Origin of the sequence: Leptospira andrefontaineae (assembly GCF_004770105.1) — a bacterium.
Taxonomy (GTDB): Bacteria; Spirochaetota; Leptospiria; order Leptospirales; family Leptospiraceae; genus Leptospira_B; species Leptospira_B andrefontaineae.
Map to the genome: position 1 here is coordinate 225,275 of NZ_RQEY01000016.1, position 18,513 is coordinate 243,787.

General features: G+C 39.1%; 13 protein-coding genes. 9 read left to right on the forward strand and 4 right to left on the reverse strand.

Annotated features, from left to right (window positions below; all coding sequences use genetic code 11):
- Window positions 1-212: 212 nt before the first annotated feature.
- Together EHO65_RS11060 and murB are read right to left on the reverse strand one after the other, a co-directional pair.
- Entirely contained in the window at window positions 213-794 is a 582-nt protein-coding gene (locus EHO65_RS11060; protein ID WP_135774277.1) for a TetR/AcrR family transcriptional regulator, read from the reverse strand.
- A 15-nt stretch (window positions 795-809) separates the two neighbouring features.
- The gene (murB, locus tag EHO65_RS11065) at window positions 810-1,763 is read right to left on the reverse strand and encodes a UDP-N-acetylmuramate dehydrogenase (RefSeq protein WP_135774279.1); all 954 of its coding nucleotides are present in this window, start codon (window positions 1,761-1,763) and stop codon (window positions 810-812) included.
- On the opposite strand from murB, the gene EHO65_RS11070 reads away from it, so the two are divergent.
- Window positions 1,756-2,001 carry a hypothetical protein gene (locus EHO65_RS11070; protein WP_135774281.1) on the forward strand — a complete coding sequence of 82 codons (246 nt, stop codon included), beginning with the start codon at window positions 1,756-1,758 and terminating at the stop codon, window positions 1,999-2,001. The genes murB and EHO65_RS11070 overlap by 8 nt on opposite strands.
- 31 nt (window positions 2,002-2,032) lie before the next feature.
- On the opposite strand, the gene hflX is transcribed toward EHO65_RS11070, so the two are convergent.
- Window positions 2,033-3,703, reverse strand: a complete 1,671-nt coding sequence (gene hflX, locus EHO65_RS11075) for a GTPase HflX (RefSeq protein ID WP_135774283.1) — start codon at window positions 3,701-3,703, stop codon at window positions 2,033-2,035.
- A gap of 335 nt (window positions 3,704-4,038) precedes the next feature.
- Here hflX and EHO65_RS11085 point away from each other — a divergent pair, with 335 nt between their 5' ends.
- The 8 genes from EHO65_RS11085 (at window position 4,039) to EHO65_RS11120 (ending at window position 12,504) form a co-directional block, all read left to right on the forward strand.
- Window positions 4,039-5,358 carry a HEAT repeat domain-containing protein gene (locus EHO65_RS11085; protein ID WP_244243508.1) on the forward strand — a complete coding sequence of 440 codons (1,320 nt, stop codon included), beginning with the start codon at window positions 4,039-4,041 and terminating at the stop codon, window positions 5,356-5,358.
- A gap of 23 nt (window positions 5,359-5,381) precedes the next feature.
- Window positions 5,382-6,131: a CPBP family intramembrane glutamic endopeptidase gene (locus EHO65_RS11090; protein ID WP_135774288.1), complete on the forward strand. Its 750-nt coding sequence runs from the start codon at window positions 5,382-5,384 to the stop codon at window positions 6,129-6,131.
- Between the two features lie 29 nt (window positions 6,132-6,160).
- Entirely contained in the window at window positions 6,161-6,940 is a 780-nt protein-coding gene (locus tag EHO65_RS11095) for an inositol monophosphatase family protein (RefSeq protein ID WP_135774290.1), read from the forward strand.
- A 15-nt stretch (window positions 6,941-6,955) separates the two neighbouring features.
- Window positions 6,956-7,657 (forward strand): MgtC/SapB family protein, encoded by a 702-nt coding sequence (locus EHO65_RS11100; RefSeq protein WP_135774292.1) that lies wholly within the window; start codon window positions 6,956-6,958, stop codon window positions 7,655-7,657.
- Between the two features lie 170 nt (window positions 7,658-7,827).
- On the forward strand, window positions 7,828-8,751 hold the full coding sequence (locus tag EHO65_RS11105) for a hypothetical protein (protein ID WP_135774294.1): 924 nt from the start codon (window positions 7,828-7,830) through the stop codon (window positions 8,749-8,751).
- Complete coding sequence (locus EHO65_RS11110; RefSeq protein ID WP_086447289.1) at window positions 8,752-9,093, forward strand: STAS domain-containing protein; 342 nt, start codon at window positions 8,752-8,754, stop codon at window positions 9,091-9,093.
- 8 nt (window positions 9,094-9,101) lie between these two features.
- Window positions 9,102-9,521 (forward strand): ATP-binding protein, encoded by a 420-nt coding sequence (locus tag EHO65_RS11115; protein ID WP_135774296.1) that lies wholly within the window; start codon window positions 9,102-9,104, stop codon window positions 9,519-9,521.
- Window positions 9,522-9,525: 4 nt separating this feature from the next.
- A complete protein-coding gene (locus EHO65_RS11120; protein WP_135774298.1) occupies window positions 9,526-12,504 on the forward strand; it encodes a PP2C family protein-serine/threonine phosphatase in 2,979 nt (992 codons plus the stop codon).
- Window positions 12,505-12,608: 104 nt separating this feature from the next.
- On the opposite strand, the gene EHO65_RS11125 is transcribed toward EHO65_RS11120, so the two are convergent.
- Complete coding sequence (locus tag EHO65_RS11125; RefSeq protein ID WP_135774300.1) at window positions 12,609-18,509, reverse strand: carboxyl transferase domain-containing protein; 5,901 nt, start codon at window positions 18,507-18,509, stop codon at window positions 12,609-12,611.
- Window positions 18,510-18,513: the final 4 nt, after the last annotated feature.

Genomic DNA, 18,513 nt, shown 5'->3' on the forward strand with positions numbered 1-18,513 from the left:
AAGACATTGAGGGTTCGTAAATAATGTTCTGCTAGCGGCAGTAGGTTATTTTCATAAATGTTAGATACTTAAGTAATGTATAACTGAGTAGATAGGACAATTGTAATTTTCAAAAATGAATTAAGTAAAAAATATTTATAAATACCGGAATCTGAATTCCAATTCCGAAAATTATTCGAATCTAATATATATAAGTATATTATAAAGAGAAATTATTTTGCCAATGCTTTCCAGAGAGTTAAACCGGAAGCATGTAAAGTCTCTGCAGAAAGTTGAATATAACCGCCCTTGGCCATTTTTATCATTCCAACAAAACTTCCATAACATAATGAAACTAGTTCCATAGAACCAAGGTCAGATTTGATATCTCCTTTGGCTCTTGCTTGTTCTAAAAATGTGCATATGAACTCCATAGTTTCGGAGGTTGCCTTTTTGCTGGCTTGATCCAGATAAGGAGAATGATAATGTAGTTCTAAAAATTCGAACGCTTCCGGGTAACGGTGGTAGAAGGTCGCAAGTGCCTTCCACAGATGAACGAATAAGTCCTTTGATTTTGCTTTTTCAGGATAATTTTCTGCGAGAGTCTCTCTCAGTTTGTTTTTCCAGAAACGATATAATTCGTTTACCAATTCTTCTTTGTTTTTATAATATCTGTATATGGTTCCGGCACCTATGCCTGCATCTTTGGCGAGATCCGGTATAGGAGTTCCTTCAAAACCTTTTTCGGTGAATAACCTTAAGGCAGAGGTGAGTATTCTTTCTTTTTTATCTTCAGGATCTCGAACTACTGGCATTTGGTTTTCCTGGAATTAGGGAATGGAACCGAAGTATTCCACTTCTCTTTGTAATATCACACCGGTTTCTTTTTCCACTTTTTCTTGGACAGTATTCACAAGTCCATACACATCGGAGGCCTTTGCTCCTCCGGTATTCACTATAAAATTACAATGTTCCGGAGAAATCTGGGCACCGCCAATTTGTAAACCTCTTAGGCCTACCTTGTCTATGAATTGCCAAGCTTTGATCTCTTTTCCTTGTTCGTCGAACACCTTCGGGTTTTTGAACATGGAACCGGCGCTTTTTTTATTCTGTGGCTGAGAAGAATTTCGTTTGTCCCTTTTTTCTTTGAGAGAAGTTCCGATCTCTTCTAAGTTTCCGGGTTTTAATTTGATTAGAATGGAAAGAATAATAGAATCTTTTCTTTTTAAGAATTCCGTGAATCTATAACCGTGCTCTATCTCGGAAGGTCTTCTTTTTAGAACTTCTCCATCCCTTAAGAATTCTACTTCTTGGATTAGATCGAAAAGTTCTCCTCCGTAACAACCTGCGTTTTGGATGACTGCTCCGCCGGTCCAACCTGGGATCGTGCTTAAAAATTCTGCTCCAGTATATCCCTTCTGAGAGATTTGGCGGAACACCGGAGTAGTATTAGTGGCGGCCCCTACTTGAAAAATACCTTCTCCCATATCTTTATATTCCTTAAATCCTCCGGAGAGTTTTAAGATCACAAAATCATTCGGATGATCTGAGATTAGGATATTAGTGCCACCGCCTAGGATCTTCCAAGGTAGGTCCAGTTTTTTGAATACGGAAAGAGTTTCTAGGATTTGTTCTTGGGTTTCAGGCTCGACCATTATGGGAGAAGTCCCGCCGATCTTAAAGGAGCAATTGGCGCTTAAATCCTGATTTTCACGGTAGGGTAGACCGGAATTTTCTAGGGAATTCTTTAATTCTCGGATCTGTATTTCGGAAAGAATGGCCACTTTATTCAAGTTTCCTCGTTTGGATCTAGGAGCAAGAAAAAAGTCTAAGGCCCAAAAAAGGCTTATGAGAAGAGTAAGTCGGTCCGAACATTCTTTTAGGGGCCGAAAGAATATGTTTTATTTGCTCTTGCAATCCGTGTATCAAGATTATATCACCGGAAGATCAGATCGGGAAACTTATATCAATTCTGTTATCCGACTGGCTTTAGACCAAGAAAAATTAGCCGGTCTAGTTTAAGGTCCCCTTCTTCAAAACGTTCAAACCTGCGTTAAACGTAGGTTTTTTCCGTTTCCTCTTCCAGTTCCTCATCTTCTTCCCAAAGTTTAGTGCTCGAGAGTTTTGCCTCTGCTTGCGAGTAAATTCTCTCTTCAATCCGGTTTAGTAGAGTGTTTAATCCGAAACCTTGGATAGCGGATACGTAGATTGTGTCCAAATCTGCTTCTCTTAGAAGTTCGTTTCGTGCCTCTTCAGGCAGGCCGTCAATTTTGTTGAATACTAAGATCCTCGGGATATCGGATAAATTCAAATCTTCTAATATAGTTTCGACTGCTTCCATTTGTTGTCTGAATTCAGGATTAGAAACATCGACTACATGGACAAGAAGGTCCGAATCTCCTAACTCTTCCAGTGTTGCTTTGAATGCGTTCGATAGTTCTGGAGGAAGATCATGGATAAAACCTACGGTGTCGGAAATGATAATCTCTCTTTCTTCTGGGAAACGTATCCTTCTGGATGTTGGATCTAATGTTGCGAATAACTTATCTTCGGATAATACGGTAGAATTCGTCATCGCATTCAGTAAGGTGGATTTTCCTGCGTTAGTATAACCCACTATACCGCAGACAGGGATCTCGTTTTTCTTACGTCTTCTTCTTGCGATCTCTCTTCGTTTTTTCAAGGACTTAAGTTCTTGTTCTAATCTGGAAATTCTTTCTTCTACTCTACGTTTTCCGATCTCGAGTTTTGTTTCTCCAGGTCCTCTTCCTCCGATTCCCCCGGTGAGCCTGGACATATTATCATCCAACTCAGAAAGTCTTCCTTTCAAATATTTTAATTGGGCAAGCTCTACTTGCAGTTTACCGTCTCTGCTTGTTGCATTTCTTGCAAAGATATCCAAGATCAATTGGGTTCTATCTAAAACTTTTAGATCCGCATAATCCGAGATCTTTTTTGCCTGAGAAGGAGATAGTTCCAGATCGAATACTAATAGTTCCACTTGTTTCTGGATTGCTTTTAGTACGATCTCTTCTAATTTACCTTTTCCTAATACAGTAGAAGGATCTAAACGATTTTTTCTTTGGATGAACGAATCTACTACGTGGACTCCTGCGGTCCTGCAGAGTTCTTTTAATTCGTCTATGGATTGTGAAGGTGGCCGTATCCTATTATTCTCAGGATATACTCCTACTAAAAAGGCTCTGTTTTCTTTTTGAGCACCTTTTAGATTTTTGCGATATCTGGCCATTCTTCCTTCGATTTCCAGAATATCGTCCAGGATACCTTCTTCTAATTGTCCCGGAACTTTTTTGGAAAGAATAACCCAAGGTTCTGCTTCTTCATCTTCGGGATTTACATGTGCAGAATAATAGGATCTTGGAAGACCCTTTTCATCCATCGTTACTGCGGTTATATAATCTAAACGTAATAAAGCTAAGTCGGTAAGATCTTCCTGATTCAGACTTTCTTCTTTGAGATGGCTATGTACCAGTCGTACACCTCGTAACCTTGCTTCGGATGTTCTGATACGATCCAACCAAGGGATATCGATGGAACTATCCGATCCCACGATCACGTGAGTTACGTATCCGTTCCTATCAATTAGTATCCCGATTTGTCTGCTGATTTCGAAGGAAAGTTCTGTGAGTGTTCTGGAAACTTCGGGCGTGATAATTACGTTTTCCCGAATTCTACGCTCGGAGAGTTTTTTGAGTCTTTGGATCTGATTGGACTTGAGTCCGGAAAGGTTTCCGCTGAGCTTACTGATAAATTTGCCTCTTCTCTAAGAATTAGACGGTACCATTTCCCAAAAAGAGAGTCAAGCAGTTCCGATCGTAAAAAGCGTAAGAAGATCGAATTCTATAGATATAAAGGTATAGATGGCAAATCTGTATCCTGTTCTGGAAAGAAATTATTACTTTTACGGTTACATTACTTGCAATAGAGGATTCTGCCCCAAAAAAAGGTAATCGCACGATAACGGATGGTCGAAAAAAAGAATAGAGGCTGGCACAGGGAAATGTTTCTTGGACCAAAGCTTGCTTTTCGATTAAAAGAATGTTTGCCCTATTGAATTTCAGATTTTTATTTCCAGGCTTATTACTGATCGCCTCCTTTGGAGTCTGGTTTTCACCAATTTTTGCTCAAACTCCGGAAGATACTAACAACACTTCTGACGTAGGGAATAATTCTACGGAGACTGAAGATCCTTCCGCTTCTGATGAGCAAGATACCAATAAGAAAAAACATAAGAAACCGGTCCTGGATCCTGAATCCAAACGTTATAATGATCTTTTAAAAGCAGGTTTGTTAAAGGTTTTTGAAGGGGAAGCCACATATAATTACCCTAGATTGAAACAATACGGACTGACACATCCAATTCCAAGAGTTAGAGCTGCTGCAGCCTTGGCTTTGGGAAGATTGAAAAGTCAGGCCGGTGTTAAGATCCTTCACCAAATGATAGATCGTGATGGAGAATGGGTGCGTCAGGCGGCATACAAGGGACTCGCGGATATAGGTTCCAGAAGTTCATTAGATTATTTTTATGTAGGTGCCAAGTCTTCCGACAGAGAGATCAGAGTAGCTTCTTTCCGCGGAATGGGAAAAACATTAGATCCTGGAGCAAGAGAAGTTCTATTAAAAAAGGGTCTTAAGTCCGATGATAAGGAAATTGTAAAAGCTACTCTTTTAGGTTTGGGATATTACCAAGTTCCGGAAGACCTTCGTATATTTATAGAGTATCTAAATTCAGAAGATGAAGAATTCCAAAAAGCAGCTGTAGAAGCCCTAGGAAGGCATAAGACCAGGACTTCTATGAAAATTTTGGAAGATTCTTTCAAAGATAAAACAAATTTAAGAAATCAGATCCTGGACACATTGACTGAACAAAAGAATTCTTTCGCAATCTTTGCATTATTAAGAATTTTGAATGCTAATGTCGATTCTGAAAATATAGTAAACGAGATAAGCGCCAGATTATATAAGTTAAAAGCCGTCGGAAAATATATGACCATTGTTTCCGATAATACTCCTCTTTTAAGAGAGCCTTATGTGGGAGCTCCTAAGATCCGTGATTTAGAAGCTGGAGAGGTTGGAAAGGTAGTCAGCAAACATCCGGTAGCTTATATCATTCCGATCGAAGGTCAGAGAATTGAGGACTTTTATTATAAGGTGTTGGTAAATACCAAATACAAGGACGCATTTACTGAAACCGTTCAAGGTTGGGTATTTGGAAAATATATCCAAATAAGGACCATTTCCATGCCTAAGGAAGAAAAAGAAAAGAAGAAGAAACCGAAAAGGCCTTCTATCTTGGACGATATGGAAACTTCCGAACCGGCGCCTAATCCTCAGAGTGAAAATCCTAATCTCCAATAAAGTTTCGTCTTTTACTTAAGACAATGGACCTTTCTCAGCTTTCTCCTCTTATTCATTATTTTTTAAGAGTAACTCCTGCGTTGGTTTTTGCAGGGATCTTTTGGTTTGTTATCAAACCGGAACCTAAACTTAGGATTTTGATCTATATTCTTCTGTTTGTTTTGTTCAGAGATGCTATGACCGGAGCAGGGCTTTGGTCTATAGGCTCAGAAGGAGGATTTTGGATCAGATTGTCCAAATCTTCTTTGATCCTTGTAACTTTGGGTGCTACTTCCATAGTTTTAGTTTTTATATTATGGAAATTTGATATAGAAAACCGAAGATGGGTTCTTTGGTTTCGAGGAAATCAAGTTTTCGGGGTCTTATTAGGTTTATTGAGCTCAGTTGCCATTGCTCTGCCGGTCTGGATCTTGAATCGGAGTCTTTCTGGTGGTGGCATCCCAGGCGGAGAAGTGGATGTGAGCCTTCTTCTTCCTATGCTTTGGTTTTCCTTGGCCGGGAATTTGTATGAGGAATTCTTATTTAGAGGATATATAAGAGGGATTGCAGAAGAGAAATTCGGTTGGTTGAGAGCCTCTTTTATATCGGGGATCAGTTTTGCATTCTTCCATATATTTTTAGCGAGCACAGTCACCTCTATCGGATTTCCTTTGCTCGTATTCACTCTTTGGGAAGGTTGCATCTGCGGATTTTTGGCTTCTCGTTATGGACTTTTATCTTCTGCCATAGCTCACGGATTCGGGATCTGGATCTTGGCCTCCGGAGTTATATAATAAAATAATAATAATATTATATTTTGAGAATGATCGATCTTCCTAAAATTTTATCCGTTTTTAAATTTGCATCCAAATCCGCCGGAACAGAGATCTTAAAACTATTCGGTAAAGAATCCACATTTGATCTGAAAGATCCTATGCAGATTTTAACCCAAGCCGATTTGGATTCGCATCGTGTTTTGGAGGAGATTTTAAAAAAAGAATTTCCTGGTATCCCTCTTATAATGGAAGAGCAGAATAATCGTGAACCACTTCCCGACACTTTTATCGTATGTGATGAATTAGATGGGACCACTTTGTTTTCAAGGGGTATCAAAGAATTCAGCGTAATTTTAGCTTATATAGAGGACGGATCCCCTAAGGTAGGATGTATTTATTTTCCAGCTATGGATACTTATCTCGTTTCTCAAAGAGGAGAAGGAACTTTTATCAATGATAGAAAAATCTTTCTGAAAAGGGGAGGTAGCCTGGATCGTTCCGTTCTTTCTCTTGAGATCAATAACACTTTCCAAGAGGAAGACTATCGTTGGATCGCGAGTGCTAGCAAAAATACTCTGGCGACTCGCGCATTGGCTGCAACCGGAGCAGGATTTTTAGAATTATTAGAAGGGAAGACGGATCTGTTCATGAACTTAAGCGGAGCCAAGATTTGGGATTTTGCCGCTGGGGTTCTTGCATTGGAAGAAGCGGGCGGGACTGCATTGGATAAAACAGGCAATCCTTTGAAATGGGATAAGATTCGTATGTCGGCATTGTTAAGTAGAGATTCAGATTTTTTAAAAGAAGTTTACCGACTTAAACCTTAGATCATTCCTTGGATTATGCAGGAATTTCTAAGCATTTTGGATTCTAAGACGATCGATACCTTCACCGTAAGTATTCGGGTGGCTTTGATCATTCTTTTTGCCGGCGCGGTAGGCTGGAACAGAGAAGGCAAAAATCATGGAGCAGGTTTCAGGACTCATATATTGATCGGCCTTGCTTCTACCGTTTTGATGTTATTATCAATTTTTATTCCTGAATTTTATTCTGTAGTGGGAGGAGATCCTTCCAGGATTGCGGCTCAAGTGGTTTCGGGAGTCGGATTTTTATGCGCCGGTGCGATCATGAAGTTCGGATTGACCGTGAAAGGATTAAATACCGCAGCTTCTATCTGGATTGTTTCTGCGATCGGTTTGCTTGTGGGTGCAGGTTTATATTATGCAGGATTTTTAACCACGGTTGCTACTCTGATCATTCTAGTCTTATTCGATCTGGTGGAAGAAAGGTATTTTGGAAAATATGAATATAAGGTTTTGGTCCTAGACCTGAAGCAGAAAAAATTCCACCGAAAAGGGTTTAAAGAATTATTATTAAGAAATAAGTTAAGATTGGTTTCTGAATCCTTTATGCAGGATTACCAGAGTAAAAGTGCTCAGATCAAGCTTACTATTGCCATGCCTAGGGATTTCGATATTCTTAAGATTGTGGATGAATTCAGAAATCTGGCGGATGTAATAAAGATCAGTATCGAATCGACTTAAGTATTATTTGTTACAATTCCGAAATCTATTAATAGTATAACTCGGATTTTAAAAGCCTGGCCCGTTGGGGACAAACTCTTATGTCCGATTACTTCCCTCCGGAATCTATTCAAATTTCGGAATTTGCTATGCTTTTTTATGACCTTATAAAATGATTCTGACCTGGGAATATGGCCGAAAAAAGAACATCGATCCCTTCGGATCTCGCACAGGAACTCGTAAAAATTATCCGACTTCTTGCCATGTCCGGCAAAAAGAATTTTAAAAAATATCTATACGATCCGTTTATCTATGCGGGTTGGGAAAAGGAAAAATCACATTCTGCACTTGCTGCGAGCAAGATGATCGATAAGATCCAAGAGGATTCTAATAATCCTTCTTATCTACATACACTTCCTCATCAATGCAAACGATTGATCTCTCGGGCAATTATAGAAAGTCTTTCCGCATTAGGAGACTCTTGTATTTTCTTTTTAGAGAAGATCCAAGAATCCGGAAGTATTGCAGCTTCGCCGGAAGCTTTGGAGTTCATAGCCGTATTAGAAAAACCTTTAAAAGAATTCGAGAAAGTAACCAGTAGTAATAACGAAAAATTATTCGAAGATTCCATTAAGAATTTTTCTAAGGAAGAATTAAAATCCGCATTTGAACCTGTAAAACTGGATGGAACCAGGCAAAAGGTATATCTGGATACTGAAGTTCATACTTTGTACCAACAAATCCTTTCTGCGGCAAAGGTCAATAATCTGGTTCGTTGCAAAAAACTACTTTCCAGATATATAATTAACTACAGTGATTCTGAAACTTATAGCGAGCAAGAGGTCGATAATCTTTTGGACGCATTAGGAAAACGTGAAGTTGGATTTAAGGAAACCTTGAGAGATTCTCTTGCGATCGAACTTTACTTTTCTATAACAAAAGGTATATTAGAGGGGAATGCTAAGAAAGCGATCCAAGGTATTCGGAAATACGCTCATATTTTTGAAGGAGATCCGAATACAAAATATTATTATGAAATAGACTCCTTAGAAAGAAAATTATACGGAATCATCCAAGCGAAGGATTTAATGAAAGAATTAAGGAAGGGTGTGTAAATGGCAAACCTCACATTCAACGAGAAAGTAGACGGAAGCAAATTGATCCTCACAGTTGCAGGAGAGATTGATGCTAAGACTGCTCCGGATCTGAAAATCAAATTAGAAGCTGCAGTAGGGAACGGGATCAAAACGATTATCTGCGATTGTTCTGCTCTTACTTATATCGCTTCTGCAGGGATCGGCGTTTTGAACTCCATCCAAAAATTCCTGAAAGAAAAATCTGGAGAGATCGTTTTCTGCAGCCTTAAAAAGGAAGTAAAGGATACGATGGAGCTAATGTATTTCACCAAAAAGGTGAGAGTATTCCCTTCTTTAAATGACGCGTTAGGCGGAGTTTAAATCCTCTCATGGATTTCTCTCCGGAAAAAATCCTATATTACTCCGTCGACCTAGACGAGCTTTCCAGAATTCGAGGAGAGGTCCGCGAATTTTTAGGAGAAGATTGTTCGGATATTGTCAAGGGAAGGATCGTATTCTGCCTAGACGAAGCTATGACTAACGTAATAGAGCATGGATTTACGGAGCCTGACTCTTCTAAAATTGAATTAAGAATGAAAAAGAATAAAGGAAGCTGGAAGTTCTCCATCCTGGACCAAGGCGTTCCTTTTGATCCTACGAAAGAAAAAAGCGAAACCTGGAAGGAATTATACGAAAGCGGGGCCGATGGAGGTTTCGGGTTACGTTCCATTAAAAAAATAATGGTCGTACGTTACCAACGTCTCAAAAATCCCCCGCGCAATAAACTTACTCTGATCCATACGAGATAATAAGATGATTAAAAACAAATTCCTAAGAGCGGTTCTGCCGGGCATTCGGGCAAAACTTTCCTTTTTTACGGCCGCATTGGTCATCTCAATATTAGGTTTTACTTCTATAATCCATTATTCCCAACAGACAAAAGCTTTAGAAGAGAAGCTTGAGTCCGAGTTAAAGGCTCCTTTGGAATATGTGAACTCCGTAGTTTTGGATCTGGAGAACCTAAGTCGTAGTATGATCTTGATCGAGGAATTTAAGGTCAGGGTAAAAGAGAAGAAGAAACAACTCAGCAAGTTCAAAAGAACAGTCGTCCAGAAAGAAGGCGGACTTTTTGGAGCATTAAAAGCATTCGGTCAATCCATCGGTTTAAATGTTAAAAGAGGGAATGTTTATAAATCTGTAGATACTTATTTTACAAGATACCTTTCCGAAAAAGAGATCCAGGAATTCGAATCTAAAGTCCGTAATGAGTTAAGAAAAGAGAATGGCGCTCCGATTGACGCTCCTGTTTACGAAAAGATCAGATCTATCGCAGAAAAAACTGCCTTAGCGAGGATCAATGCTGAAACTTCTAAGACCAGAATAGAGGAAATTGCAGAAGAGCTTAAGTTTATAGATACGGAGTTAGCTAAGGCAGATCTGGATCCAAAGAAGAAAAAAACTTATCTGACAGATAAGGACAAATTGGAGAAAGAGAGAAAGGTTGCTGAAAAAGCGATCCCGGATGGAGAAAAGAAGGCCGCATCAGGTGAGACTGCATTAACAAAAGCTCTTCAGAATTTTTTCAGAGGATCTTATAAAGATCGAATTTCTTCCTTAGGGCTTCTTCCGGATAAGATTAGAATTTTAGCATATGATAGAGTTGGAAAAGAGACCTTGGATACCGGCTTGCTTTTTTCCCAAAGCTCCGAGACGGCAAAAAAATTGCTCACACAAGCCGACTTTACTGAAAGCCGCAAAGGCCTTTTTGGGGACACCGACGTTTTAGAAGTTATTCAAAACAAATCCGAGGCTGAAAGTTATGAAGTTGGTGGAAGACAGTACGAAGTAGTATATCGTCCTGTTTTTAGGAATCCAAGCACAGCAGAAAGATCTAGATCCATGGCCGAAGAAATTGCGGAGAATCCGAAAGACTGGGCAAAATATCTGGAAGAAGATCAAAAAATTTCCGCAGAGATCGCGGAGATTTCCCAAAGATTAAAAACCAGAATGTCGGAGCTTCGCAAGGACGGAAAGGCTAAACCTTCTTCTGATAAAGAATTCAAAAATCTTGCTCTTGCTTATAGGCAAATGCTTAAAAAGAGAGACACTAAGTTAGAACAGTTGCAACCTTATCAGTCGGTATTCGAAAAGAATGAAAAAAAATGGAATGATGATCATAAATCTCTAAAAGACAAGATTGCAAGTGCTTCCAAAGAAATTTTAGAATGGGAGAAGATGCTGAAATTCCCTCCAAAGGAAGGAGAGAATAAAACTTCTCCGGAAGAGATCCAAGATAAGATCCGGATATTAGAATCTCAAGAAGAAGAATATAAAGATTCTTTAATTCGATTGGAATCTACTAAGGGCGACTGGGGGAATTCATACGAACGTAAGGCAGAAGATGCATTTCTGGGTCTAAGAGAAGCAGCCTTAGAAGACTTCACTTTTATTCCTTTCAAAACCGGACCGGCAGGCATCAGAAGATATTATAAGGATGAAAATGAAAGAAAGTCTGTTCGGATCAAATGGAAACTTTTGAGAGAATGGATACTTTCCGGAAATTCTGAGACTGAACTTCCTAAAACTCCTAGAGGGATTGCTTGGGATTCGGGAATCCTTGTCCGAAGCAGAAGTGAGGCCGAGGAAGTAATGTGGGCACTGGATTCTACTCCTCTTGTTGCTCCAGGAGAAGAGGAAGGCAAAGGTCTGGTTTATGACCTTCTTCGCAAAGATTTATTAGGATATAATATTATTCTAATAGATAGAACTGAAGGTGTTCGCCAGATGAAGTCAAACCGAGAGGAGATGATCCGATATACTGGGATTATCGGTACTATCGCAATTCTTTTAGCATACGGCTTAGCTTGGTTTGTGGTTCGTAGGATCAGAGTTATTAGTAAAAATGCTGAATCTATTGGAGAAGGTAATCTGAATGTGGAATTCCCTCCTGCAGGTTACGACGAAATCGGTATTTTAAGTGAGTCATTAAACGATATGGTTCACGGGCTTAAGGAAAGAGAAGAAATGAAAGGAGAACTTCTTGCAGCAGAAGAGATCCAAAAACGTCTTCTTCCTGAAAAACTTCCTTCTAGCTTGAATGATTATGTAGAATTCGGCGCGTTTTATAAGGCGATGACAGGAGTTGGCGGAGACTATTACGATTTTATTGAATTAGGTGGAGGAAAGATCGCAATCTGCATCGGTGATGTTTCTAACCACGGTGTGGGTCCTGCAATCGTGATGGCTCTTTTTAGGGCGCAAATCCAAGCAATTCTCCGAAAAGGGGAAAGAGATCTGAAAAAGATCTTACTCGAAGCGAATGCGTATCAGTATGAAGATACTCCCGATCATATTTTTATCACATTCTTCCTGGCGATCTTCGATTCGAATACTTCCAGACTAGAATATATTTCCGCGGGTCATGTTAAGCCGTTGTTCTTTGACGCTTCTGATGGAAAGATCAAAGAACTTCCTGCGGGTGGTTTGCCGATAGGTATGGATGACAATTCCTTCTTCGAAACTACGATAGAGAGAAGGGTATTAACCTTGGATTCGGGAGATATTTTCTTCGAATATACGGATGGTTTGGACGAAGCGAGAAGTCCTAACTCTGAAATGTATACTAGGGAAAGACTTGCTAAACTGTTACATGCAAACGGGGAAAAACGTCCGGAAGAATTGATTAAGACAATCGTTGCGGATGTGGAATCCCATACTCAGCAAGATCTAAGTGCAACAGGATTTTCTAATCTTTCCGATGATATCGCGATGATCGCGATCCGGAAAAGATAGAATGTCCTGAATTTCCGTTGTAGAAATATGCTCGGAAGTGCGGTGCGATGTTAAGACAACTCGCTGCTGGAACTTCCGCATCGTCTTATCTACAACGGAAAGATCTATGGAAGGATCAAATCCTTCCAGTCTTCCTCTGGATTTTGAGGGCAGATATAAACTTCGCCTTCGGAGTATTTGTTTTTATTTTTTCTCCAAAAAGAAAGTTTGAGATCTGCTTCTTCCAAACCTGTTTTTAGGACTTCTCGTAATTCGGAAACAGATCCGAAGGTTCCGTCTAATACTCCAGTATTCTTTGCATCAAAGTCGGCTCTGGATTTTTTAGTGAAAGATTCGAAAAATTCTTTTTGAATAGATTCAATTTCTTGAATATTTCCATCTTTTCTGAGTGCGGAAACTTTTGCTCCTTGGAACAGATCGAATGCGGAATTTCCTCCCATTACTGCAAGAGTTGCTTCTGCTAAAGAATAGTATGCGATCCCTGGTCTTAAAAATCCGCTGAATGCATGGATTTGTCTTCCTCCGTAATTTTGCCTTAATACGATAGAAACGACTGGAATTTCAGAGAGAACGTTTACATCCAGAGATTCTCCACCGATTTGTTGTATCCTTGCCCTTTCTTGTTTTGTTCCAGGGACGAAACCAGGAGCATCAGAAATCATGAATAAAGGTAAGGAATGTTTGTTTGCAAACTCTGTGAATACTCTGAATTTTTCGGTACCCGGTGCGTCAGGAGAGCCTCCTCCTTTTGGTTGGTCTGCAATGATCGCGACTGTTCTTCCCTGTATCCTTCCAAGTCCTGTGATCAAACTGGAACCTGGGTCCCATTCCCCGAATTCTAAGAAAGTATTCTCGTCCAAAATTTTCTGAACGATCTCTTCTTTCATATCATAAGAAACCGTAATTTCTTTTGGAAGTTTGATCTCACTTTTGCTTGGAGAAAAATTTTCGATCTTTCTATGATTTAATAAATAGAAGAATTTCTTAATGATCTCGTAGGCTTCCGATTCGTTTTTAGAAGTGAATGTGGCCCACCTTTTTTTATTAGAAAATTCTTTATGAGCAGATGTTTTACTTTTTTCATTTGGTTCTAAGAGCAGCCAAACATCCGCACTAGAAGTAAGTTCAGAAACCCTAAGTCCTTCTGGATTTTTTACAAAATGTAAACAGGCTCCCTTAAAGTTTTGTAATGATTTTTGAAAATCTCTTCTTGGTCTAAGAGAATCATAATCATCCAAATGAGAACTTCTGAACCATTTATTTCCGTAGACTAAAAGTAAACTTGCTCCAGTTTTTTCCGCTATCCGAATGGATTCTTTTGCTTTTATAATACATGGAAGAGAATGAAATCCATCGCTGGTTCTCGGTCCCATAGAAAGCACGGAAGCCTCTCCCAATCGTATGAATCCGGAAACTAAGGACCCTGAACCCGAATAGTTTTCTTTAACAGGCAGGAAAAACCCACTCTCAGAATGATGGATGAGTTCGTTCTCATCTAAAACATTCCAATTTTCTGATATGACTCTTTGATTTTTTTCCTTTGGAAGAAGTTTACATCCTAACAAAGAGTCTTGGATCCTTCTGATGATCCAAATGAGTTGGATCTTATCATTGGCAACAAAGTCGACGGTACCTGTGGCCTGCCCCATAATTTTAGCGCCGCCGATCTCGTAATTGGTAAACTTTTCTCCCGTTACTGATTCAATTACGGAAGATCCTGTTAAGACTCGATAAGACTCATCTTCATTTAAGAGAACTTGTAAAGATGCTTGAGAAGAACCATAAACATCCAATCCAGTAGATGAGCCAGTTCCGACTGCTACAGTAAAACAAAAATTAGGTTTGTCTCCGGAGTTGTATTTTCTAAATTCTGATCCGTATCTTTTTTCGGTTTCGGAACATACTTCTTTTAAGATAGGATCTGAATGTGATTCGATTGCTGCTCTAAAATCGGAAGCTTTGGTTCCTGCACTTATAAGCGAATTCATAAAGAATCCTTCCGCAGCTCTGTTCAAAGAAACCATTCCTTCTTTGATATTTGCTCCTGCTCCGTCATTCCAAATGTATAAAGGAAGATCTTTGCGATAAGCGTAGTACGCGGCTGCTATATATTTTCTTCCTTCTAAATCTCCTGTGGCTCCACCTGCTACTCTGGAATCTTTAAAAAAACATAATGCAGGTTTTCCGCCGATCTTTCCTTCGAATATTTTTGCTCCAGGATTATAGATCTCTTCCTTTCCTGTTTTAGGATTTTTCCTGTAAAGTCCATCTGTTCCAGGAATCGTGATTTCTTTTGCGGAATCGATATCGAATACTTCGGAAACCCAACATTCTAAAGGCCATTTTCCTTTTTGGAAAACTGTTAGATCTTTTGGATCTGTTCCTGTGCAATATGGGAATCTTGGATCGTTAGGATGAGCGATATCCATTCTTAGCTTTCCATCTTTAAAGAAGAAGGAAAGTGTTACGGTTTTCTCCGTATTTTCCGGAAGAAAATCCATCGTGAATTGGCTATACAATCCATGTAAGAAAAATCGAAGAACGGAACCGGCAGATTCCATTATATTATTATAATTGAATACATCTTCTTCGTTGGATCCGGGATCGAATTTGACTTTAAATCCGGACACAAGCACTTCTAATCTGAAAATATCTAGTTTTTTGAATATTTGGGATCCCTGTAAAATACATGCTCCAATTTTAGCAGTAGTTTCCAAATCGAATCTGGAAGTTTTCGCTTCTGGATTAGCGTTTAAAGTGGAGAAGAGTATATATTGTTTTTCTTTTGGGGTCTCCAGGAAATATAGAAAATGTCCAGGAGTAGGGGAGAATAATCTTTTAATACTTCCTTGGGTTTGCCAATATTCCAATTTTTTTCTTATTTGAGATGTTAAGGATTCATCAAAATTTTCAGGTACTAAAGGTAGGTTTTCCGAAAAAGATTTTTTGAATTTTTCTTCTAAAACTTCGGGCTTTTCTTCAGAGACAGAAGACCAAGGTGATTTTAGAAAACGTACATAATCGAATACATGTTTTCTGGAAATGGTTGCATCTCCCCCTTTGAATTTTTGGGGACGATTTCCTCTCGAGTTTAATATTCTTCTGACTGTTTTTTCGAGCGAACTTTCCTTCTCTCTTTCTTCTAAGTATAAGATACCATTTAATGCAAGGTCAATGGAAGGAGTAGGAGGAGCGTAAATAGAAAGTATTTCCAATAGTTTTGCGATGAGCTCTTTTCCTTCTCTCAGATTCGCATATGCTTTTACTAAAAATATAAATGCATCTTTTTGGCTCTTCGTTCTTCTAAGAGGGTTCCAAGGTTTTATTCCATAATAATGAAATGCATTCGATAAAAGTTTTTTCGTGGTCTTAGGAGGATTGTATCCTTCCGTATCCCATTCGGAAAGTGCTCTTTGTATTTCTCCGTAATGAGAAAATTTTGTGCCTGGATCGGAGGAAAATATTCTACGCACTAATACATGGAATTTCAAAAGTTCTATGTAGAAGTTCCCCCAAAGACGGTTTTCGGGATCGGAAAGTTTTGCGAATTCAAAATTTGAAATTATTAAATCTATTTTTTCCGCCGCATCTTGTTCTCTGAAGGTTCCTAATATCCAAGACTTCAATAAGATTCTGAGATCTGAACCTGAAGTTTTTAGGATATGTGGGAGTTCCAATTTTGTATCTGTTTCTATAGAAGGCCAAATTTCCCAGACAGATTCTCCAAGAGCATTATGATTTTCTAATTCTTTTTTGGTTTCGGATTTTTGTACGGTTTCTATTTTTGCAAGTATTTCTCCCTCACTAAGACCTTTTCCGAGAACCATTCCGGAAGCTGTCATTCCTCGGACTAATTTGTTTCTATCTCCATGTTCCAATAGATAATCCAATTTTCCGCCGACAGATGCAGTTAGCACTGTTTCCATCTTCATTGCGGAAATGACTAGGATTGGATCTCCTTCTTGGACGATTTCTCCTTCTTTCCATGTCTCATTCGTTTGAGGGTTATTGCAGATCTTTACGAATGTTCCTTGAAAAGGAGAACGTAATATTCCTTCGTTGGATATGTTGTTTTTTTTGTCTTTGGATAGAATGGAGAATCGTAAATATCTGAGTTTTCCTTGTTTGTCTGGAAATCTTACTAAATGAAAGGAAGGTCTACGATCTACTCTGACGGGAATCGTCCTGCCTTCAAATTCTACTAAAAATTCTTCTCCTAATTCGCCACTTAAAGAAACTCCTATGTTTCCGAAGTCTTTTCCATTTAGTAAAATTCTATAGCTCGAAATAGAAGTTCGGAATAAACGTGTCTTGTATATTTTCGTTTCAGATCTCAATTCGAATTCATAAAGAGAATATTCGGATTCTTGGGAATGAAGTAATTTTGGGAGATCTCTGTCTCTAAAAGATCTTTTTAGATCGGTTTCTGAAATAAAAACGGATTCGGCAAGGGAGCAGATAATTGCACCTTCTTCTTCCGATTCCTTCTCCGCTTTTGTAAGTTCTTCATTATTAGATAAAATTAAATTATCATATTCTCCTGAACGAAAAAGATCATGTCTTACTAATTTGATCAATTGTTCAATGTTTGTGGTGATGCCGCGGATATATAGGTCCGAAAGCGCTCTTTCCATTCTCAGAAGTGCTTCTTCTCTTGTAGTTCCTGTGGTGATCAATTTTCCGATCATAGGATCGTAATCACCTAATACTCTATCGCCCTTTCTGAACCCGAAATCGCAGCGCACTCCGTTGAATGTAGGTAACTCCAGATCTTTTATTTTTCCAGGAGAAGGTGAGTAGTTTTGGAAAGGATCTTCTGCATAGATCCTACATTGGATAGAATGGTTTCTGTCAGAGAATCTTCTTCTGATGACTGAGTCGTAAGGGATCTCTTGTTCTCTTCCGTCGAAAAATAAAATTTGCCATTTAGCTAGATCGATACCGAGAGATTGATCGGTCACAGGGTATTCTACCTGCAATCTCGTATTCATTTCTAAAAATCCGAAATTGCCTGTTTCGCAATCTAGTAGGAATTCCACGGTTCCTGCGGCGCATCCTTCCGAGTAGCCTGAGATATGAGCGATCTTTTCAGCAGAAGATAATAATTGTAATAAGGTTCTATCGTCTAAAAAAGTTTCTCCACTTTCTTCTACTACTTTTTGGTTTCTTCTCTGCACTGCACATTTTCGTATTCCCACTGCAGTGGAGTTGAAAATTTGCACTTCAAAGTGAGCAGGTCTCTCTACATATTTTTCAAAGAAGAAGGTTCCATTTCCGTAAGATTGGAGACCTATCCTAACTGCACTTTCTATTGCGGGAGCTAACTCTTTTGGATTTCGGACGATGACCATTCCTTTTCCACCGCCACCGCTATCCAATTTGATCATGAGTGGATAACCGATCCTTTCTGCTTCCTGGATTGCTATCTCTTCTCCACCCGTGATCGGTCCACTTCCTAATAAAAGTGGGATCCCGTTCTCTAACGCTAATTTCCTTGCATCCAATTTGTTCCCTACTTTCCTCATTACGGAAGCTTTCGGGCCCATGAATATTATATTCTTTTTATATATTAGAGAAGCTTCTTCCAAAGATTCTACAAATTTGAAGTCTTCAGATAAAAATCCGTATCCGGGATAAACTGCATTTGCGTCGGTTAGTAATGCGGCAGCTATGATTGTCTGTGAATTTGTATATTTATCGGAACTTCCTATATAGATAATCTCATCGGCAGACTCATACCAGGATTGTTCTCTATCAGGATCGGTTACTACTGCAACAGAGCGGATCCCTTCTTCTCTCAATGCTAAAAAGAATCTTTTGGCGATTTCGCCCCTATTCGCGATCAGAACTTTTTTAAGAATTCCTTTTCTTTCCGGTAAAATTTCTTTTTTTTCGGAACGCCCAGGGTTTAAAATTTTCAATTCTCTTATAACTGAATCTATTTCAGGAATACTTAATATTCCTTGGGTAAATGAGTCTGGTTCTTGTTTTCTTGTGGGTATCATTCGC